The 19,813-nt window shown below is 58.5% G+C and carries 15 protein-coding genes, 1 tRNA gene and 2 pseudogenes; 14 read left to right on the top strand and 4 right to left on the bottom strand.

Translation table 11 applies throughout. The features are described 5' to 3' along the window. Positions 1-52: 52 nt before the first annotated feature. Entirely contained in the window at positions 53-2,248 is a 2,196-nt protein-coding gene (gene priA, locus BRD58_RS17535) for a primosomal protein N' (RefSeq protein ID WP_073383817.1), read from the bottom strand. Positions 2,249-2,450: 202 nt separating this feature from the next. On the opposite strand from priA, the gene rpmE reads away from it, so the two are divergent. Beyond that, complete coding sequence (rpmE, locus tag BRD58_RS17530) at positions 2,451-2,663, top strand: 50S ribosomal protein L31 (protein WP_012850227.1); 213 nt, start codon at positions 2,451-2,453, stop codon at positions 2,661-2,663. A 114-nt stretch (positions 2,664-2,777) separates the two neighbouring features. On the opposite strand, the gene metJ is transcribed toward rpmE, so the two are convergent. Further along, positions 2,778-3,098: a met regulon transcriptional regulator MetJ gene (metJ, locus tag BRD58_RS17525; RefSeq protein WP_012850226.1), complete on the bottom strand. Its 321-nt coding sequence runs from the start codon at positions 3,096-3,098 to the stop codon at positions 2,778-2,780. A 283-nt stretch (positions 3,099-3,381) separates the two neighbouring features. On the opposite strand from metJ, the pseudogene metB reads away from it, so the two are divergent. From metB to BRD58_RS17510, 3 genes and pseudogenes are all read left to right on the top strand, one after another. Beyond that, positions 3,382-4,541 (top strand): annotated as a pseudogene (metB, locus tag BRD58_RS17520) (cystathionine gamma-synthase). Positions 4,542-4,544: 3 nt separating this feature from the next. Further along, a complete protein-coding gene (locus tag BRD58_RS17515; RefSeq protein ID WP_012850224.1) occupies positions 4,545-6,983 on the top strand; it encodes a bifunctional aspartate kinase/homoserine dehydrogenase II in 2,439 nt (812 codons plus the stop codon). A gap of 84 nt (positions 6,984-7,067) precedes the next feature. Beyond that, positions 7,068-7,162 (top strand) — tRNA-Sec (locus BRD58_RS17510). A 231-nt stretch (positions 7,163-7,393) separates the two neighbouring features. On the opposite strand, the pseudogene BRD58_RS18305 reads toward BRD58_RS17510, so the two are convergent. Beyond that, a pseudogene (locus BRD58_RS18305) lies at positions 7,394-7,708 on the bottom strand (integrase core domain-containing protein); the annotation flags it as partial. A 185-nt stretch (positions 7,709-7,893) separates the two neighbouring features. On the opposite strand from BRD58_RS18305, the gene BRD58_RS17500 reads away from it, so the two are divergent. The 3 genes from BRD58_RS17500 (at position 7,894) to BRD58_RS17490 (ending at position 10,357) form a co-directional block, all read left to right on the top strand. Beyond that, the gene (locus tag BRD58_RS17500; RefSeq protein WP_041692815.1) at positions 7,894-8,301 is read left to right on the top strand and encodes a type II toxin-antitoxin system RelE/ParE family toxin; all 408 of its coding nucleotides are present in this window, start codon (positions 7,894-7,896) and stop codon (positions 8,299-8,301) included. 224 nt (positions 8,302-8,525) lie between these two features. Beyond that, positions 8,526-8,870 carry a hypothetical protein gene (locus BRD58_RS17495; RefSeq protein WP_069579526.1) on the top strand — a complete coding sequence of 115 codons (345 nt, stop codon included), beginning with the start codon at positions 8,526-8,528 and terminating at the stop codon, positions 8,868-8,870. Between the two features lie 284 nt (positions 8,871-9,154). Next, positions 9,155-10,357, top strand: a complete 1,203-nt coding sequence (locus tag BRD58_RS17490; protein ID WP_069579524.1) for an MFS transporter — start codon at positions 9,155-9,157, stop codon at positions 10,355-10,357. Positions 10,358-10,508: 151 nt separating this feature from the next. On the opposite strand, the gene BRD58_RS18115 is transcribed toward BRD58_RS17490, so the two are convergent. Then, entirely contained in the window at positions 10,509-10,655 is a 147-nt protein-coding gene (locus tag BRD58_RS18115; protein WP_012850202.1) for a hypothetical protein, read from the bottom strand. 722 nt (positions 10,656-11,377) lie between these two features. Here BRD58_RS18115 and BRD58_RS17485 point away from each other — a divergent pair. From BRD58_RS17485 to uhpB, 7 genes are all read left to right on the top strand, one after another. Continuing rightward, complete coding sequence (locus BRD58_RS17485) at positions 11,378-11,806, top strand: universal stress protein (RefSeq protein ID WP_012850200.1); 429 nt, start codon at positions 11,378-11,380, stop codon at positions 11,804-11,806. An 801-nt stretch (positions 11,807-12,607) separates the two neighbouring features. Further along, on the top strand, positions 12,608-13,372 hold the full coding sequence (locus BRD58_RS17480) for an AraC family transcriptional regulator (RefSeq protein ID WP_012850199.1): 765 nt from the start codon (positions 12,608-12,610) through the stop codon (positions 13,370-13,372). 281 nt (positions 13,373-13,653) lie between these two features. Beyond that, on the top strand, positions 13,654-14,175 hold the full coding sequence (gene idi / locus BRD58_RS17475; protein ID WP_073383814.1) for an isopentenyl-diphosphate Delta-isomerase: 522 nt from the start codon (positions 13,654-13,656) through the stop codon (positions 14,173-14,175). A gap of 641 nt (positions 14,176-14,816) precedes the next feature. Next, on the top strand, positions 14,817-15,626 hold the full coding sequence (gene proC / locus BRD58_RS17470) for a pyrroline-5-carboxylate reductase (RefSeq protein WP_012850197.1): 810 nt from the start codon (positions 14,817-14,819) through the stop codon (positions 15,624-15,626). Positions 15,627-15,829: 203 nt separating this feature from the next. Continuing rightward, entirely contained in the window at positions 15,830-17,386 is a 1,557-nt protein-coding gene (locus tag BRD58_RS17465; RefSeq protein ID WP_034168286.1) for a methyl-accepting chemotaxis protein, read from the top strand. Positions 17,387-17,625: 239 nt separating this feature from the next. Then, complete coding sequence (gene uhpA / locus BRD58_RS17460; RefSeq protein WP_012850195.1) at positions 17,626-18,216, top strand: transcriptional regulator UhpA; 591 nt, start codon at positions 17,626-17,628, stop codon at positions 18,214-18,216. After that, entirely contained in the window at positions 18,216-19,748 is a 1,533-nt protein-coding gene (gene uhpB / locus BRD58_RS17455; RefSeq protein ID WP_069579521.1) for a signal transduction histidine-protein kinase/phosphatase UhpB, read from the top strand. Before uhpA ends, uhpB begins: the two co-directional genes overlap by 1 nt. Positions 19,749-19,813 lie beyond the last annotated feature (65 nt).

Raw genomic sequence — 19,813 nt, 5'->3', positions numbered from 1 at the left:
TGTGAATAGATTTTTTCGATCCCGATCGCACTTCATTTCCACGCCGACGCCCTTAGCTGTCGGTGGGATCGACGTCTAATGACCATTTAACCTTCTTATAGGCCGGCAGCGTGCTGACCTGTGGCAGAACCTCCTGCAACAGGCGCTGCAGCTTGGCGCGCGACGGATGCTGAGCCAACAGCTGCCAGCGGTAACGACCGCCGCGTTTGGGTTGCAGCGCCGGAACCGGACCAAGCAGCCACAGCGACTCGTCGCACAGCGGGCTGGCCTCTAGCCGTGCGCGCAGCTGCTGCAGAAAGTCGCAGGCGTGCTGGTTGTCGTGATCGTCGGCGCGCAGCATGACGTGGTGGGTGAACGGGGGCAGGAATACGCTCTGACGTTCCTGCAGTGCCTGACGGGCAAAGGCGTCATAGCCCTGATGCAGCAGCGTTTGCAGCAGGGGATGGTCGGGGTGGTGGGTCTGCAATAGCACCTCGCCGCGTTTGCCGGCGCGCCCGGCGCGTCCGGCCACTTGGGTATACAGCTGGGCGAAGCGTTCGGCGGCGTGAAAATCGGCGGAGAACAGCGCGCCGTCGACGTCCAGCAGGGCGACCAGCGTGACGTTGGGGAAATGGTGCCCCTTGGCCAGCATCTGGGTGCCGATCAGGATGCGCGAGCCCCCCCGATGGACCTCCGCCAGCTGCTGCTCCAGCGCCCCTTTGCGGCTGGTGGTATCGCGATCGATACGGGTCAGCGGGATCGTGGGGAACAGATCGGCCAGCTCATGCTCCAGCTGCTCGGTCCCCAGTCCGACCGGCACCAGATGGGTGGAGCCGCACTGTGGACACTGGTGTGGAACCGGCCGCTGGCTGTCGCAGTGGTGACAGCGCAGGGTTCGCTGGCCCTGATGCAGGGTATAGAAGTGATCGCAGCGCGGACACTCGGCGATCCAGCCGCACTCATGGCACAGCAGCGCCGGGGCGTAGCCGCGGCGGTTAAGGAACAGGATCACCTGGTTTCCGGCGTCGGTGTGACGGCGGATACGTTCGATCAGCGGCGGCGCCAGTCCGGCCTTGAGGGGCAGCCCCTTGAGATCCACCAGATGCTGTGCGGCGGGCTTGGCATTACCGGCACGCTGGGTCAGACACAGTCGCCGGTACTTGCCGACGTCGACGTTATGCAGGGTTTCCAGCGCCGGGGTCGCAGATCCGAGCACGATAGGGATATCCTCGAGGCGGGCGCGCAGCACCGCCAGATCGCGGGCGTGATAGCGCCACCCCTCCTGCTGTTTGTAAGAGCCGTCGTGCTCTTCATCGATAATGATGCCGCCCAAGCGGGCGAACGGCGTAAACAGGGCCGAACGGGTGCCGATAACGATCGCGCTTTCGCCGTCGCGGGCGCGCAGCCAGGCCGCCAGCCGCTCGCCGTCGTTCAGCCCGGAGTGCAGCACATCGACCGGCACGGAAAAGCGCTGGCGGAAGCGGGCGATGGTCTGCGGCGTCAGGCCGATCTCTGGGACCAGAACCAGCGCCTGGCGCCCGCGGGCGAGCAGGTTTTCGATAATGCTCAGGTAGACTTCGGTCTTGCCTGAGCCGGTCACGCCGGCCAGCAGCCAGGGGCTAAAATGGTCATCATCGGCGCGAATGGCGCCCACGGCTGTGGCCTGCTCTGCGTTCAGCGTCAGGCGATCGGCGCAGAGGGAAACGTCGCTGCGCCAGTCGCCGGGGGCGATCGCCTCGCTCTCCAGCGCGATCAGCCCCTTGCTCTTCAGCGCCTGTAGCGCAGCCGCGCTGAGGTCGAACTCATCCGCCTGATGGCGGTAGATCGCGTGGCGCTGCAGCAGCGCCAGCGCCTGCTGCTGCTTGGGCGCCCGTTTCAGAGAGAGGGGATCGGTTTGCTGCCCTTGGGGCGTCAGGCTCCAGCGCCACAGGGGCGTATGGCTAGCCGCCTTGCCCTGGCGCAGCAGCATCGGCAGTGCATGAAACAGCACCTCGCCAATGGGGTGATGGTAATAGTCGGCGGCCCAGCGCAGCAGGCGCCACAGACTGTCGCTGAACAGCGGCTGCGTATCCAGCAGCTGGTTGATGCGCTTTAGGTTTTCCAGCGGCAGCTCGCTCTGCTCGCCGATCGCCACCACGATGCCAATCAGCTCACGGCGACCAAAGGGCACGCTGACCCGGCAGCCCGGCTGAGCCGGCATGTCGTGGGGCAGCAGGTAGTCAAAGGTGCGGGCCAGGGGTACGGGCAGCGCTACGTGGGCTACGGACATCGCGTTTTCCTGCGGCTTAACGGCGTTACAGTGTACACCGGATAGTGTTTGGATCGATGTGGGTGATTGCGTTGGTCGGCTATTTTCTGTATGATTCGCCGCCTTTGATATAATTTTGTATCAAACCCGATTTTATCAACCACGCGTGGTGTCTGGCGGAAAAGGGCCGGATAGCGACGCGGCCTTAACAGAGGTTTTCCCCATGAAAGAAGGTATCCATCCGAACTACGTTGCCATCACTGCAACCTGCTCTTGCGGCAACGTAATCAAGACCCACTCTACCGTTGGTCACGATCTGAGCCTGGACGTGTGCGACAAATGCCACCCGTTCTACACCGGTAAGCAGCGTGACGTCGCTACCGGCGGCCGCGTTGATCGCTTCAACAAGCGCTTCAACATGGTGGGTTCCAAGTAATTTGGAACCGGCGAAAAAGGCACCCTCGGGTGCCTTTTTTATTGCCTGAAAAACGCCGCGGCTCACTCTCGCTAAGGCAGCACCCGGGGCGAACGCATCCGGACGCTACACGTATCAGTATTCCCAGGTTTCCGGATCGATCCCCAGCTGGCGCATCATTTCTTTGGCCGCCTCCGGGATTTCATTGCTGCGATCTTTGCGCAGATCGTCGTCATCCGGCAGCGGCTGGCCGGTAAACGCGTGCAGAAAGGCCTCACACAGCAGTTCGCTATTCGTCGCGTGGCGCAGGTTATTCACCTGGCGGCGGGTGCGCTCGTCCGTGAGTATTTTTAATACTTTCAGCGGAATGGATACCGTAATCTTTTTAACCTGCTCACTCTTTTTGCCGTGCTCAGCGTAAGGGCTAATATATTCACCGTTCCATTCTGCAGCCATGAGGAGATACCTTCACAAAAAATTATTCCGAGACAACGGGCTATTATGCCTGATTGTATCTCGTATCCCTAACAGAATGGCGGGATCAGCGTGGACGATCACGTTTGCCGCGCCGGTATCCAGGGAAGCGATAACCACAAACAGACTGTGCCAATTTTAGCGGCTAATCCTATCTACCTCAATCCATACGCAAAGACTTTTAGATGGCTAGATGTATTGACGTCTATTTTTGCAGCGGTTACGCTCTATCCATCACTGGCGCTATTTCAGGGAGGGCAATCAGGTGCGCTATCAACCGGCAACTCAGGCAGTGCGCTGTGGGCTGAACGACGATGAGCAGTATGGCAGCGTGGTTCCCCCCATCCATCTTTCCACCACCTACAACTTTACCGATTTTAATCAGCCGCGCACGCACGACTATGCTCGGCGCGGAAATCCCACGCGCGACGTGGCCGAGCGGGCGCTGGCGGAGCTGGAGGGGGGCGCCGGTGCGGTGGTGACCGCCAGTGGAATGGGCGCGATCCATCTGATGTGTACGGCGCTGCTCTCCCCCGGCGATCTGCTGCTGGCGCCGCACGACTGCTATGGCGGTAGCTATCGCCTGTTTGACAGCCTGGCGCGCCGGGGCGCTTTCCGGGTGGCCTTCGTCGATCAGGGCGATGCGCAGGCGCTGGCCCAGGCGATGGCGCTGCGCCCGAAGCTGGTGCTGATTGAGACGCCGAGCAATCCGCTGCTGCGGGTGGTGGATATCGCCGCGATCTGCGCCGCCGCGCAGCGGGTAGGCGCCCTGACGGCGGTGGATAATACGTTTCTCAGTCCGGCGCTGCAGCAGCCGCTGGCGCTGGGCGCCGATCTGGTGCTGCACTCCTGTACCAAGTATCTGAACGGCCATTCCGACGTGGTGGCCGGCGCGGTGATCGCCAAAACGGTGGAGATGGCGCAGGAGCTGGCCTGGTGGGGAAATAATATCGGTGTGACCGGCGCGCCTTTCGACTGCTATCTGCTGCTGCGGGGGCTGCGCACGTTGGCGCCGCGTATCGCGCTGCAGCAGGCCAATGCGCTGCGTATCCTCGACTGGCTGCGGGCGCAGCCGCAGGTCACGCGGCTGTATCATCCGTCGCTGCCGACGCACCCCGGCCATGCCATTGCTGCCCGCCAGCAGCGGGGCTTTGGCGCCATGCTCAGTTTTGAGCTAGAGGGGGATGAGTCCCATCTACGGCGTTTCCTAAAATCCCTGCAACTGTTTACACTGGCAGAGTCTCTGGGGGGGTGGAGAGCCTGATCTCCCATGCCGCCACCATGACCCATGCTGGCATGGCGCCGGAAGCGCGCAGGGCGGCAGGCATTAGCGACAGCCTGCTGCGTATTTCCGTGGGTATTGAGGACGGTGATGATTTAATCGCTGATCTGGAACAGGCATTTCAGGCAGCAGCAACGAGGTAAGCGATGAGTGCACAAGCGGTAACGGGGCAGCAACAGGCAGAGCGCCAGCTGCATAAGTTCGGCGGCAGTAGCCTGGCAGACGTAAAGTGTTATTTGCGCGTAGCGGGGATCATGGCGGAATACAGCCGCCCCGGCGACATGATGGTCGTGTCGGCGGCGGGCAGCACCACCAATCAGCTGATCAGCTGGCTCAAGCTCAGCCAGAGCGATCGCATCTCTGCCCATCAGGTACAGCAAGCCCTGCGCCGTTACCAGAGTGAACTGATTGCCGGTTTGCTGCCGCCGGAGATGGCGGAGCCGCTGCAGGCGCACTTTATTCGGGATCTTGAGCGCCTGGCCGCGCTGCTGGATAGTGAGATCGATGAGGCGGCCTACGCCGAGGTCGTGGGCCACGGTGAGATTTGGTCCGCCCGGCTGATGGCGGCGGTGCTGCAGACTCAGGGGATGGCGTCGGCGTGGCTGGATGCGCGGGATTTCCTGCGCGCCGAGCGCGCCGCTCAGCCGCAGGTGGATGAGGGGCGCTCCTATCCGCTGCTGCAGCAGCTGCTGGCCCAGCATCCGAATAAGCGTCTGGTGGTAACCGGTTTTATCAGCCGCAGCGGCGCAGGTGAAACGGTCTTGCTGGGCCGTAACGGTTCTGACTATTCGGCGACGCAGATCGGCGCCCTGGCCGGCGTGCGGCGCGTGACTATCTGGAGCGATGTCGCCGGGGTCTACAGCGCCGATCCGCGTAAAGTGAAAGATGCCTGTCTGCTGCCGCTGCTGCGTCTGGATGAGGCCAGCGAGCTGGCGCGTTTGGCCGCGCCGGTGCTGCACGCCCGTACGCTGCAGCCGGTGTCCGCCAGCGATATCGATCTGCAGCTGCGCTGCAGCTATCAGCCGCAGCAGGGGTCGACCCGCATTGAGCGGGTGCTGGCCAGCGGCAACGGCGCCAAGATTGTCACCAGCCATGACGATGTCTGCCTGATTGAGCTGCACGTTCCCGCTGGTCATGAGTTCAGCCACGTACACCAAGAGGTGGAGCGTATTCTGACGCGCAGCCAGCTGCGCCCGCTGGCCAGTGGGATCCATCGCGATCGCGGACTGATCCAGCTGTGCTACACCGCAGAGGTGGTCGGCAGCGTATTTAAGCTGCTGGAGGAGTCGGCGATTCCGGGGCTGCTACAGCTGCGCGACGGCTTGGCGCTGGTGGCGATGGTTGGCGCCGGCGTCTGCCGCAATCCACTGCATGCTCACCGTTTTTATCAGCAGCTTAAGGATCAGCCGGTCGAGTTTATCTGGCAGTCGGAGGAGAGCATCAGCCTGGTGGCGGTGCTACGCTGTGGCCCGACGGAGGCGCTGGTACAGGGGCTGCACAGCTCGCTGTTCCGGGCAGAAAAACGCGTCGGTCTGGTCCTGTTTGGTAAGGGCAACATCGGTTCCCGCTGGCTGGAGCTGTTCGCCCGCGAACAGGGTAACCTGTCGGCGCGCAGCGGTTTCGAGTTTATTCTGGCTGGGGTGGTCGACAGCAATCGCAGCCTACTGAACTATGAGGGGCTGGACGCCAGCCGCGCGCTGGCCTTCTTTGACGATGAGGCGCAGGCGCTGGATGAAGAGTCGCTGTTCCTGTGGATGCGGGCTCATCCCTATGATGATTTGGTGGTGCTCGATGTGACGGCCAGTCCTTCGCTGGCCCAGCAGTACCGTGATTTTGCCAGCTACGGTTTCCACGTGGTCAGCGCCAACAAGCTGGCCGGCGCCGCCGACGGCCATGAATACCGCCAGATCCGCGACGCATTTGAGAAAACCGGACGCCACTGGCTGTATAACGCAACCGTGGGCGCCGGGCTGCCGGTTAACTATACCGTGCGCGATCTGCGCGACAGCGGCGATACGATTCTGTCCATCAGCGGCATTTTCTCCGGCACCCTTTCCTGGCTGTTTCTGCAGTTTGACGGTTCGGTTCCCTTTAGCGCGCTGGTGGATCAGGCCTGGCAGCAGGGGCTGACGGAGCCCGACCCGCGGGTGGACCTTTCCGGCCAGGATGTGATGCGCAAGCTGGTGATCCTGGCGCGCGAGGCGGGGTATGACATTGAGCCCGCCCAGGTCCGGGTCGAGTCCCTGGTGCCGGTCGGCGGCGAGCAGGGTTCTATCGATCACTTTTTTGAGAACGGCGAGGCGCTGGACGAGCAGATGCTGCAGCGTCTGGAAGCGGCCAATGAGATGGGGCTAGTGCTGCGCTACGTGGCGCGCTTTGACGCCAACGGTAAGGCGCGCGTCGGCGTTGAGGCCGTGCGCCCGGAGCACCCGCTGGCGTCGCTTTTGCCGTGCGACAACGTGTTCGCGATCGAAAGCCGCTGGTATCGCGATAATCCGCTGGTGATCCGCGGCCCCGGCGCGGGGCGCGATGTTACCGCCGGCGCCATCCAGTCGGATCTTAACCGTCTGGCGCGTCTGCTTTAGCGTAATGTCCGCTCGGTGCGCCGGGCGGGGATTTCTCCTTGCGCCCGGCCCCCGGTTGTGGGGTATACTCCCACCGCATCGATTGGAAGATCATCGTCCCCGGTGGGGCGGCCGGACTTCAAATCCGGTTGGGGCCGCCAGCGGTCCCGGGCAGGTTCGACTCCTGTGATCTTCCGCCAATTAAGCTCTCCTGAACTCTCCCCACGTCAAAAAAACCTCTTCTAACCCCTTATATATCAGGCTTTCTTTGTTTCCTAAGGTCAACTGACTTCAACCGGCATCAAGCGCTTTTTGGGGTGTATTAGGGGGTGTTATTTCACCCTTAAAATGCCAGCACCCCAATAATGGTAAAAATGTAATGTATAACAAAGGGTTTAAATGACAATTCCCCAATATTATGCCTGGCTAAATCAGAGAGCCGGGCTTTTTTGTAGACTTTGGATAAATTCCTCTGGAGTCTTGTTATTTAACGATGAATGGGGTCTGCTTCGGTTATATTCCTGTCATCATTGCTCGATCTTTTCCTGCGTATCGTCCAGTGATAGTAACCAATTAACGTTCAGATACTCATCTCGAAAACTACCGTTAAATGACCAGATCAGCGCATTATTCATCGGTTTTCCAGGCCGTGAGAAGTCCATTGCTATACCGTTTTTATATGCCCAGTGAGCCAGTGTTTTAGATATAAATTCACTACCATTGTCTGTCTGAAACCGTTCGGGTACTTATCACTTAAGTTAGCTCGTTGCGGCTATCACGCTCAAGTCGGTTATATTTTCACATATCTTGATAGCAATAGATCCTGTGGGGATGAGTGGATTTGTAGCGTATGGATATCAACCGCATAGCGTTTATGGCAGAATAAAGTAAGGCTGTACTTGGCTACCATCAGTATAGGACATTAAGTAGAGTGAATATTCTCTGCCTTGCGGCAAAAGGTACCGTGGATAGCGCGCATATTTTGTATTTTCTTGGCCATGTATCAGAGAAGCTGGCGGGCGCAATCCAGAGGAAGCTGACGGCGTTTAGCGCATTGGATACCATTCCCAGTGTGCGTAGCCTAAAGATTTTAAATCCCAAGATCTGGGGTTATAAAGGCACGATTTATAAACTGCGGATTGACTGCGGCGCTGAGTCGGCGCGGATCCTGTTGATGCTGAATGCCCATAACGATCTGGTGGTGTTACATGCCTTCCTGAAGAAAACCCGTAAGACACCGAAGAAAGAGGCGGAAACGGCGATACGTCACTTTGACGCGGTGTGTGCCAATGCGGAGCTGATGCCTCTGTTTCCGTCAGCGTTGGAAAATAGGCGCTAACATTTTCGCTATAGAGAGGGCGCATCTGTGTCTCGCGGCGGGGTCATTGCGTGGCCGAGGAGGCTGATCCACTGCCGCTCGCTTACTCACCGATTTTAGCGGGTGTCTCCCTTTGGCGATGCACTGAGAAAAGCGATGTATTCCTAGGGGGCGGCGCGCTACTCTCTTTGACAGTGGCGCCGATCAATCGGCGCGGCAGCAGTCCGTAGAGTGGAGGCAAACAGATGAGTCACGATCTCTTTGAGCCAGAGATGAAGATAACGCTGGACGATAATAGCGCTATTCACGCGTTTTTTAAGAAGTTCTCTAGAGTGGGTCCGGAGATTAGGGACAATATTTACCGTGAGCTACCGCAGATTATCCAGCGGCGTCCTCATAAGATTAAGGCCGCCTGGGGATTGAAGCATCAAGGGCTTACTATCCTGGAGTATAAGGTGGCGCTGAAACCGCAGAGTTTTCGCGCGGCGTACATTCAGCGGGGAGAGGAGGTCCGAGTGATCTTTATCTCGGATATTCTGATTAAGCGTGATTTTGTTAAGGCGTTGGCTGCGACCTCGCTGGTCGATTGATCGTGTGTTGGATTAGCATCGTGTCTCCGGCGCAGGGCCCATTTTACCGCGCGGCGGCGGCGAAGGTATAAATAGTCGTTATATTACTAACGCAATATTTAACACCGCTCTTCAATTTAGTGCTTCATATGCGATATCGGTGTGACCTACCGGCTTCAGCGCATCCTCTGTCACCTATTGTTATATCACCTCGTCTATTATCTCTATTTACGGGAAGAGAGGAGGGCATATTTATAATTTATGCCATAAATATTCACTGCATTTAATTTTATAGGTGTCGGGTGATGGATAATCCTATTGGCGTGACGCTCTCGCTGCGGCAGCAGAATAAAAATATCCTCTGCCTTGCGGCAGCGCAGGCGCTGGCCGGGGCGAATTCGGTGGTGTTTTATGCGATCGGGGCGATTGTCGGTCATCGCCTGGCGCCCTATGACACGCTGTCGACGCTGCCGATCACGCTGTTTGTGACCGGTATGGCGGCCTGTATCTTGCCCTTTGGCTATTTGGCTAAGCAATATGGGCGCAAAGCGGCGTTTATGGCGGGCACGGCGTTGGGAACGCTGGCGGGGTTGACGGCGGCGCTGGCCGTATTCATCGCCTCTTTTGAATTGTTTTGCCTGGCGGCGCTGATGGGGGGAGCCTATGCCGCGGTGAGCCTTTCGTTTCGTTTTGCTGCCGCCGATGGCGTTGGGCCGGAGCGACGCGCGCTGGCGCTGTCGCTGGTCATGGCGGGCGGCGTGGCGGCGGGGGTTATCGGGCCTAGCCTGATCGGTGGATCCCTCGCGCTATGGCCAGCGTATCCACTGGTTGCCGCCTTTATCGCTCAGGCGCTGGCGGCCGCTGCGGCGGCGCTGGTATTGCGTCGTGTGTCGGTTCCCCCCGTCAGCGAGCAGGCGCCAGCGATGCGCCGATCGCTGCGCAGTATTGCCCGTCAGCCCGGACTCATGCGTACGGTATTTTGTGCCACAGTCTCCTATACGGTAATGAATTTTTTGATGACGGCCGCGCCGCTCTCTATGCATATGCACGGGCTTTCCCTGCACGCATCGACGCTCGGTATTCAGTGGCATGTAATCGCAATGTATGCCCCCGGATTTATTACCGGCAGGCTGATCAACCGCTTTGGCGCGGAGTCTATTAGTACGGCAGGGTTGGCGATTACGCTGTTGGCCATCCTGACGGGATTTTCAGGTCAGGAGGTCATGCACTATTGGCTGTCGCTGATCCTGTTGGGGCTAGGCTGGAGCCTTGGATTTACCGGCGCCTCGGCCAACCTGCTCAACTATCATCGTCCGGAGGAGCGGATACGGGTGCAGTCGCTGAATGACTTTATTATTTTTAGCCTGATGATCGTCGGCTCTTTCTTGTCCGGGGTGCTGTTGAATAGCGCCGGCTGGCATGCCGTACTGTGGGGATCGCTGATCCCGGTAAGCGTCGCACTGTGGGTGATGCTGGCGGGAATGGCGCATCGCCGCCGCACCGGCTGAACAGACGGTGAGCTAGCGTCGTCGCTGCGAAACCGGAGCCGTAGAAGACCCGTTGCGCGGATGCTCGGCGTGTTTACCCTGAGGCGCGACGGCGCTCATGCAGGATAGCGCCGGATCGTCGGGGAAGCCGACCATCGTTGACCTGCGGACATTACTCATCAAAATCGGTGTAGAATGTGTCGTTGTAGGTACACATGCCGCAGTCGGCCAGGTTGCCGACGTTATGATTCTGCACCGCCGGGGTATGTGCGCAGCCGCTTAATATCAGTGTGGCAAGCAATAAGATGATATATTTCATGGTGGACTCCTATTAACCCATTAGGTATTTCTAGCGTAAAATGCCCTGCTCATCATGAGCATTTAAATTCCCTGTATTATTTACTGTCGATTATAGCGTGTGTTTTTTGTGCTGTCTTCCCTCTATTTTAACGTAACGTGCGGCACGAAATGTTAAGACGATATGCAAAGAGGGTGCAATAAAAATAAAAAGGCGTTCTGTGTTTTAGTGCTCCATAATTTATTCATAAAGGCGCTTCTTATAATGAAAAATGGAGAAATAAAGGAGAAAGAGTAAAACGATTTTACTTTCATTTTGTTTTTATTATTTGTCGTTGGAAGACCATCTCGCTGGATTATTCGTAAAGTGAAAGTAAATGGGTTTCACCCTATTTGGGGGATGTTTGGGGAATGCTCTGAGCAGAGGCGATTCATCATTACACCATGGGGCGGTTATTCCGCTGCGCGCTCTGTGGGGTGGGCAATATCCTCTGCCGCTGGCATAGGCGTACCGTCGGGGGACCACCCGGTGCGACGGTGCCCAGATGAAAACGTTCGCCAGACTCTGTGGTATCTCACAAAAGCGCGGTGAATCAATTCTGTCTATTCTTATCTGGCAGTATGCTTCACCGTGGAGTGGGGTGCCATAGCACCGGGGGCGTGACCGGCAGGCGTCGGTGAGCGTGACCCGGGGATCGGTGCGGGACATGACGCGCTTTGAGAGTGAGCCAGGAGGGGGTTACGATGTATAAGAATATTTTGGTACCTGTCGATATTGAAGAGGATGTACTGACGCAGAACGCGTTGGAGCATGTGATTTATATGGCAAAGCTGACGGATGCCGAAGTGCATTTCCTGTATGTGCTGCCGGATGCTCAAGCGTTTGTCACCGCCTACTCATTTGGTATTAAAGAGTTTGAGAACAAGGCCGTCGCGAATGCGGAGGAGAAGCTGCTGACGCTGATCGATAGTATCGATCTGCCGCGTGAGCGCCTGTCATATACTATCCGCTTTGGTACGCCGCGCGATGAGGCGCTGCAGCAGGCAGAAGAGATGGGGGCCGATCTGATCGTGGTTGGCTCGCATCGTCCCAGCGTAAAGACCTATCTACTGGGCTCTAATGCGGCGGCGATTGTGCGTCACGCGAAGACCAATGTGCTCGTGATCCGCTGAGCGGCGCGTTACGTATGCGCTTAAGACACCGTGTCACCGTGGGTGATACGGTGTCTTACCGGTGCGATGACGGGGATAACGCGATGCGTCGGAGGGCGCTGATGGTGCGGGTAAAATAGCATGATCAGCTAAAAAAATAGCCATTGAGAGTAAATCTAATCGTTAATTAGCCATCTTTTCCGCATAATGCATTGATATATCTCATCTTCTACTGAGCATGCGCTGAGGCATGGCATTGCATTAGCGCTGTGCCTGAATGATAATAAAAGAAGTAACGCATAATATGGTTTCGTCACGTCACTTTTTTTTCTGATATGAGTTATCGATGAATAATATTATGCCATGCCATTTTCGCGCGGGAGCCATGATCATCGTCCGACGTGCGGCATCGCGATGATCATCGGCAGATGACGGACGTTTACCGTTGTTCCTGCGTAATAAAGGATTATTGTCGGTATTTCGCTGACGATAATGTAGCAAAGACATCGTAGCACTATAATAGCAAAGTAATGATTGCGCGGGGTTATCTCCGCGCTTTTTTCATTTCTATATAAATAATCGTTCTTAAAAAATAGGCTTTTTAGCGAAAAAAGTTCATTTTTCGATAGAAATGTCTCTATTTATATAATAGCGTAAAGATAATGATACATTGATATTGTGCGCGCCGTATTGAAATCGCGGCATGATTCGGTATTTTGTTTCGACATTGGATGTCAGATTTAGACCTCTGTTTATGCCTTATTCAATCGTTAGAATTTGGCTTTGATAAGGCATTTTTACATTTATGTAGGATGTTCTGCTATGAAACTTTGCTGTGATGAGTGTTGTGCGATAGTTTTAACAGAGAAAGATACAGACGTTAGATTTTGCGAAGGAGATATCGTCAAGTTTACTGCAAATAATCTGATGCTAGTCTCCATTGAAAATGACTCAATTGATTTTTCTACGCTTGACTCCTCCCTTATTCTCTATATTTCCCGCGATCTAATAAAAGACTATCTGCATTTTTTAAAGAAAGACCTTACCCACTATACGCCGGTGTCGCGTGGGTTTCCGCCTTATATGATAGAGCCTTGCCGTACGCCCTATGTATTTCGTGAGGCTGCCTGCCACTCGGTAATGCGGGAGGCGGATGAAATCGAGTTTGAGCGTAAGCGTTCGCTGACGTTTGCCGCTCTATCCATTTTTCTTAATAATAGAAGCTTCATTCCATTTTTAATGCGGATGGTTCGCAATAACATTAGCGCGAATGTATACAATATCATTCAGAGTGATATTCATAAGACATGGAGCTTGACGACGGTCGCCAGCTGCCTGTGTCTGAGTCCAAGCTCTTTGAAGAAAAAATTAAAAAATGAGCAGACCAGCTACAGTAAAATCGTGACCGATTGCCGTATGCGCTATGCAGTGGAGCAGCTGTTGGTTTTTAATAAGAATATTTCTCAGGTCTCGACGCTGTGCGGCTATAGCAGTACCTCTTACTTTATTTCCGTATTCAAAGAGTATTATGGCGTGACCCCGCTGAACTATGTACACCGTTACCGGGATGGCACCATGCTGTCATAGCTGTCCTGTCGCGCTATCCCTTTAGCACGACGCTGCCGACAAGGATGTCGTCCCTTTCTCCCGCTTATCCGCCGTCTCCTTTGCTTTCATCCTCTTCAGCCTGCGTGGGGCGATGCGAGCGCGCATAGTGACCGCTGTAAATCAGATTTTTATGGCTAAAGTGTTTTCGGGGGCTAAAAAGCCTGGACGCGATCGGGTATGGTAGCCATGCTCGGACGGCGAGCGCTCACGCGGGCTTGGCGTGTCGTCCGGTTTCTAGGGTGTGTTTGGGAGAGAATGGGGTGATTGAGGTTGTTCTGGTCGATGAGCATGACGTCGTGCAAGGGCATATGGAAAAGCTGGCGGCGCACCGTCAGGGGTGTCTGCACCGCGCGCTGTCTGTCTATATCTTCAATGCGCGCGGCGAGCTGCTGCTGCAGCGTCGCGCCGCCGATAAGTACCATGCCGGTGGACAGTGGAGCAATACCTGCTGCAGCCATCCGCTGCCGGGTGAATCGGTCGAGCGCGCGGCGGGGCGCCGACTGCAGGAGGAGATGGGGATGCAGTGCGATCTGACCGCAGGATTGACGCTGCGCTACCGAGTTGATGTCGGGCAGGGATTGACGGAGCATGAGCTAACCCACGTGTTTATCGGTCAGAGTGATGGGATGCCCCAGCTGAATTTGGCTGAGGCGGACGCCTTTGCGTTTCGTGAGCCGACGGCAATCCTACGGCATATGGCGCAGCAGCCAGACTACTATACGCCGTGGTTCCGGGCATGCCTGACGCCGGTTTTACAGCATGTTGCGGCGCATCCGCGCTGAGCCTTCGCGGTGGGCGGGGGAGCAATACCGCTGCCCTTATTGGATCGCTCGGCCTTTGGCAGAAAGAGGGCGTCAGGTTACGAATTATCCTGACAGTACCGCTAATGCCGAGGCAAGGCCGAGGTACGGAGCCACCGGCTGGCGCACTGACCACGACGCGCGGATCCGCCGTAGCGCCGGTTCTCCTCCGGCAGGACGATAAAGCTATTCATACCATATCGTCCCCTCGGGGGCGTCCCCTTCATTATTCTGCATTCTGCGCTTGCTATGCTGCACCCTGGATGGTGACACAGAGATTCAATGGGGGATAGTTTCTCTTCTCGTCCCGATGGGTATTCCACGCTGCTATAAGCGTACCCGCGCGCATCCTATTATTCCCAATACAGCCTTAGCCCGTTAAAAAATGAGCAGCGCTATATTTGCATAGCCTGGGATGAAGATATGTATCGCCGTATTATTTGACAATATTATTTTTAGCCTACGCTAGGCGGCGTATTTTCCAGTATTTATGCGCGCGCGATATGCGTGCGAGGGAGATCGGCTGGCATATTTTTCCACGGCGCTTGGTGGTAGGCTGAAACCCGGGTGCCTGCTGTATCAGGCGCTCCCATCTTAATGATGCATACTGGGCTGGAGGTTATGTGGAGCAGAAAATCGGATTTATTGGCTGCGGCAACATGGGCCGGGCCATTCTGGGGGGGCTGTTGGCCAGTCAGTTTGCGCGGCCGCAGGATATTCTGGTGTATAACCGAACCGCTGACAGCGTCAGGGCGATTGTCGATGAATATGGCGTCGGCGCGGCCGACGGCGCAGCGGCGTTGGCCGCCGCGGTGGATATTGTGGTGCTGGGCGTCAAGCCCAATGGGATGCGGGCGCTGCTGGAGGAGATTAAAGGGCGTCTGCGGGCCGAGACTATCGTCGTCTCTATTGCGGCCGGCGTGACGCTCGAGACGCTCCAGGAAGGTCTACCGGCGCAGCAGAAGGTGATTCGGGTCATGCCCAACACGCCCTCGCTGGTCAATGCCGGCATGTCATCCATCACCCCGAACGGGCGAGTCAGCGCCGAAGAGTGCGCTCGGATCGTCGCCCTGTTCCGCAGCTTTGGGCGGGCGGAGGTCGTGCCGGAGTCGCTGATCCACGCCGTGGTCGGGGTGAGCGGATCGTCACCGGCCTATGTGTTCATGTTTATTGAGGCGATGGCCGATGCGGCGGTTCGTGCCGGGATGCCGCGGGCACAGGCCTATCAGTTTGCGGCCCAGGCGGTGATGGGCGCGGCAAAAATGGTGTTGGAAACCGGTACGCATCCGGCGGAGCTGAAGGATATGGTGTGTTCGCCGGGCGGCACGACCATTGAGGCGGTGGCCGCGCTGGAGGAGAACGGCATGCGTGCGTCGGTGATCGAGGCCATCTCCCGCTGTATCGCGAAGTCGGAGGCGATGAGTCGCCGCTGAGCGGCGTGACTTCTCTGGCGCTGCCCCGCTGCGGCAGCGCCGCATATCCCCTTTCCCCTGCCTATACGCCGCTGATTTGTTTTATTGTGTGATCTGGCTCAAGTTTTTGTCCCTGTGGCCGATAAATCGAACGCTGACTTAACAGTAAACCTGGCCAAGGGATGATCCCATCATGGCGCAGTATTATTTACAGGGAATAATTAATGAATCAACGAATTACAGTTCGTGGCGGACTGCTTGTCATCATCGTTACCTATACCTTATTGCTTTTCTTTATCAGTAGCATGGGAATTTATTTCTTACGCCAGAGCAATCACTCTCTGGCGGTGGTCAATCAGCTGCAGGCCGATGAGCTGGGTCCGTTGTCGACCGGCTTTAGCGCCACCCTGCGCGCCCGCTCCGCCGCCGCCGTGGCGGCGCGTCAGCTGACGCTGGAGCATATTGCGGACGCCGACAGCAGCCGCCGGACGGTAGAGGCCCTGCTGACTGAGTCTAACGACATCATGGCGCAGTTTTCCGCGTTGAAAAAAGTCACCGTAGAGGGGCAGCGTCTGAGCGCTCGCCTTGAGCAGAGCTATAACGCCTATATCCAGGATGGCCTGCAGCCGATGGTTCAGGCCCTGGCGGCGCGTAATCTGGATACTTACTACGCCCTGCTGGAGAATCAGGTCAGCAGCCATTCCACGGAGTACGACCGCGATCTGCGCGAGTTTCGGCAGTTTGCCGATACGCTGGGACGCCAGGCGCTGGAAAAGGCACAGCGGGATTATCAGCGTGCCATGACCCTGATCATCTCCGCCTGCGTACTGCTGTTGGCGGTTGGTGGCTTCTGCTGGTATGCCCTGCGCGGCATCATTCTGCGGCCGTTGGCGCAGCTGGATGAGCAGGTGGAGCATATCGCCGCCGGGGATTTGGCCCGCCAGCTGGCGCTGAGCGGTCGCTCGGAGATAGCCCAGCTGGGTCGACAGCTGACACAGATGCAGCAGGCGCTGGCTGGAACGGTACGCCGGGTACGCGATGCCAGCGAGCAGGTTGACGTCGGCGCCCGTGAGCTGCGCGCCGGTAACCGCGATCTGTCGCAGCGTACCGAAGAGCTGGCGGCATCGCTGGAGGAGACGGCGGCCAGCATGGAGCAGCTGACGGCGACGGTGCGTCAGAACGCGGCCAATGCGGAGCAGGCCAATCTGCTGGCGAGCGGCGTCTCCGACAGCGCGAATCAGGGCGCGGGCATCGTCAATGAGGCGATCGTCGGCATGCGCAGCATCTCCCATAGTTCACAGAAGATCGCCGATATTATCAGCGTAATCGATGGTATTGCCTTCCAAACCAATATCCTGGCGCTCAATGCGGCGGTAGAGGCGGCGCGCGCCGGTGAGCAGGGGCGCGGCTTTGCCGTGGTGGCCGGCGAAGTGCGCAACCTGGCACAGCGTAGCGCCCAGTCGGCGAAAGAGATTAAGCTGCTGATCGAAGATTCGGTGCGGCAGGTGAGCGACGGCGAGCGACGCGTCAGCGCGGCGGCGGAAACCATGGCGAAGATCTCCGCCGAGGTGGTACGCGTGACGGCGCTGATGTCGGAGATCTCCGGAGCCTCTCAGGAGCAGACCCGCGGTATCGAGCAGGTAAACCAGGCCATCGCCCAGATGGATCAGGTGGCGCAGCAAAACGCGGCGCTGGTAGAGGAGTCCACCGCGGCCACGGCGTCGCTGGAGGCTCAAAGCGAGCAGCTGATGCAGAGCATGGAGAGCTTTAAGCTCGCCTGATCTGCAGGGCGGTGAGGTGCCTCACCGCCTACGATCGCCGCCTTAGCGCGGTACGCGCCGCAGGGTTGGTTGCCAGCCCTGTGGGGCGTGCGCTGGCGTTACCCGGACGGTGTCTGACCTCTGGCCCGCAGCGGCCCGCATTTCCCGCCTTGATGATGGGTTTCTGGCGCTACGCCGTTACGGGACCCCTCCGAGTATGTGTATAATCCGAGCGCTATCGTTATCCGCCGGAGCCCGCCATGACCTACCGCATTGCCTTTATCGATGACCACTATATCGTGCGGTCCGGCTTCGTGCAGCTGCTGGCGCTGGAGGAGGATATGGCGGTCGTCGGCGAGTTCAGCTCGGCGGCAGAGGCGCGGGCCGGCCTGCCGGGGCTGGATGTGCAGGTCTGTATCTGTGATATCTCGATGCCTGATGAAAGTGGGCTGGATCTGCTGGCCGATCTGCCCTCCGGGCTGGCGGTGATCATGCTGTCGATGCACGACAGCGCGGCGCTGGTTGAGCTGGCGCTGGATCGCGGCGCGCGCGGCTTTCTGTCTAAACGCTGCCGTCCCGAGGATCTGGTCAGCGCGGTACGCACCGTCGCGCAGGGCGGCGTCTATCTGATGCCGGAGATTGCCCAGCAGCTGGCGCGTACCCGCATCGATCCCCTGACTCGCCGCGAGCGTGAGGTGGCGATGATGCTGGCCCAGGGGCTAGAGGTGCGAGAGGTGGCCGAACGCCTCGGCCTGTCGCCGAAAACCGTACACGTCCACCGCGCCAACCTATTTGTTAAGCTAGGGGTAAACAACAACGTTGAGCTGGCGCACCGCCTGTTGGGGCAGTGATGCAGCGTCTGATCTCCAGCATCGCCATCTTCTTCTGCTATACCATCGCCGGATTTTGCCTGTGGGCTATCGGCGCGGCGCTGGTGACGGCGCCCGTCGACGCGCTGCTGCTGTTTCCCTTCGGTCTGCGGATGGGCATTCTGCTGCAGACGCCGCGCCGCTACTGGCCCGGTATCCTGGCCGGCGACGTGGCCGTGCAGCTGTTTTTGAGCCATCAGCTGGGCGGCGGCAGCTGGCTGTGGGGAACCCTGGGGGGACTGCTGCTGTGCATGGCCCTCGCCTGGGCGTCGGGAGACTGGCTGCGGCGCCAGCAGCGGCAAGAGGTTGAATGGCGCTGGCCGCTGCAGCAGGGGGCGCTGGTGGCGCTGGCGGCGCTGATCCAGGCGCTGTCCTGGTCGCTGGCGACCGGCGCCATGCCGGGGCCGGCGCTGCTGCTGGGGCTGTGCGGCGGGTTGACGGTGGCGCCGACCTGCCTGCTGATTTGGCACTATTTGGCGCAGCAGATTTGGCTGCCGCTGACGCCGGGGATTCTGCATCGCCCGGTCAACCTGCGCCTGCGCCATATCGGCGGCTATCTGCTGCTGTTCGCGCTGAGCCTCTGGCTACAGCACCTGGCGCAGCACGCCGACCTGCGCCGCTTTGTCCCTTTCTGTCTGGCGATCCCCATCGTCTTCATGTCGTATCGCTATGGCTGGCAGGGGGCGCTGTTGGCCACGCTGCTGAACGGCGTGGTGCTGATCGCGACGGAGCCGCAGGGCGATGCCCCGCACCGCGATCTGCTGCTGTCGCTGCTGGCGCAGAGTCTGACCGGGATGCTGCTGGGCGCCGGGATTGAGCGGCAGCGCGATCTGAACCGTCAGCTGACGCAGCGTCTGGCGGAGAACCGTTCATTGGCCCGTTCGCTGGTCATGGCGCAGGAGATGACCCGGCGGGAGATCGCCCGTGAGCTGCACGATGAGGTCGGACAGACGATTACGGTGATCCGCACCCAGGCGGGCATCATTCGACGGCTGAGCGATGAGCCGCGTCTGCTGGCCAGCGCCGAGGCCATCGAAAACCACGCCCTGCGGGTATATGACGGCGTACACGATCTGCTGGCGCAGCTGTGGCCGGCATCGCTGAGCAATCTGCCGCTGTCGGCGGCGCTTTCGGCGCTGCTGCGCGATCTGGCGCCGCCGGAGCAGGGCACCACGGCGCAGCTACGCTGGCATATCGACGACGCCGCGTTGGACGACACCCTGAAAATTACGCTGTACCGCCTGTGTCAGGAGGGGGTGACGAACGCCTGTCGCCACGCGCGGGCCCGCCATATCGAGGTAGAGGGCTGGCAGGACGACGGTGGCCTGCTGCACGTGAACATCTGCGATGACGGCTGCGGGGTGGATACGCTCAGCCTGACGCCGGGGTATGGCCTGCGCGGCCTGCGTGAGCGGATCTGCGCCATGGGCGGGGAGCTGCGCCTGGAGAGCCATCAGGGGACCCAACTGGCTGTGATCCTGCCCGCAGTTTTATCCGGCGAGGCGGAAAACTAGGAGATTTTCTTAGCGGCGGCGGGGGATTTGTATTAGTTATCCCGCGCGCGCGCGACGCACCATAG

Origin of the sequence: Edwardsiella piscicida (assembly GCF_001896205.1) — a bacterium.
GTDB lineage: Bacteria > Pseudomonadota > Gammaproteobacteria > Enterobacterales > Enterobacteriaceae > Edwardsiella > Edwardsiella piscicida.
The sequence above is the reverse complement of the archived record's forward strand: the minus strand, read 5'-3'. Positions and strand labels throughout refer to the sequence as shown.

What these genes read in the sequence shown, in the direction of transcription:
- priA (WP_073383817.1), bottom strand. Translation starts at nt 2,248, where the DNA reads ATGTCCGTAGCCCACGTAGCGCTGCCCGTACCCCTGGCCCGCACCTTT.
- rpmE (WP_012850227.1), top strand. Translation starts at nt 2,451, where the DNA reads ATGAAAGAAGGTATCCATCCGAACTACGTTGCCATCACTGCAACCTGC.
- metJ (WP_012850226.1), bottom strand. Translation starts at nt 3,098, where the DNA reads ATGGCTGCAGAATGGAACGGTGAATATATTAGCCCTTACGCTGAGCAC.
- BRD58_RS17515 (WP_012850224.1), top strand. Translation starts at nt 4,545, where the DNA reads ATGAGTGCACAAGCGGTAACGGGGCAGCAACAGGCAGAGCGCCAGCTG.
- BRD58_RS17495 (WP_069579526.1), top strand. Translation starts at nt 8,526, where the DNA reads ATGAGTCACGATCTCTTTGAGCCAGAGATGAAGATAACGCTGGACGAT.
- BRD58_RS17490 (WP_069579524.1), top strand. Translation starts at nt 9,155, where the DNA reads ATGGATAATCCTATTGGCGTGACGCTCTCGCTGCGGCAGCAGAATAAA.
- BRD58_RS18115 (WP_012850202.1), bottom strand. Translation starts at nt 10,655, where the DNA reads ATGAAATATATCATCTTATTGCTTGCCACACTGATATTAAGCGGCTGC.
- BRD58_RS17485 (WP_012850200.1), top strand. Translation starts at nt 11,378, where the DNA reads ATGTATAAGAATATTTTGGTACCTGTCGATATTGAAGAGGATGTACTG.
- BRD58_RS17480 (WP_012850199.1), top strand. Translation starts at nt 12,608, where the DNA reads ATGAAACTTTGCTGTGATGAGTGTTGTGCGATAGTTTTAACAGAGAAA.
- BRD58_RS17465 (WP_034168286.1), top strand. Translation starts at nt 15,830, where the DNA reads ATGAATCAACGAATTACAGTTCGTGGCGGACTGCTTGTCATCATCGTT.
- uhpA (WP_012850195.1), top strand. Translation starts at nt 17,626, where the DNA reads ATGACCTACCGCATTGCCTTTATCGATGACCACTATATCGTGCGGTCC.
- uhpB (WP_069579521.1), top strand. Translation starts at nt 18,216, where the DNA reads ATGCAGCGTCTGATCTCCAGCATCGCCATCTTCTTCTGCTATACCATC.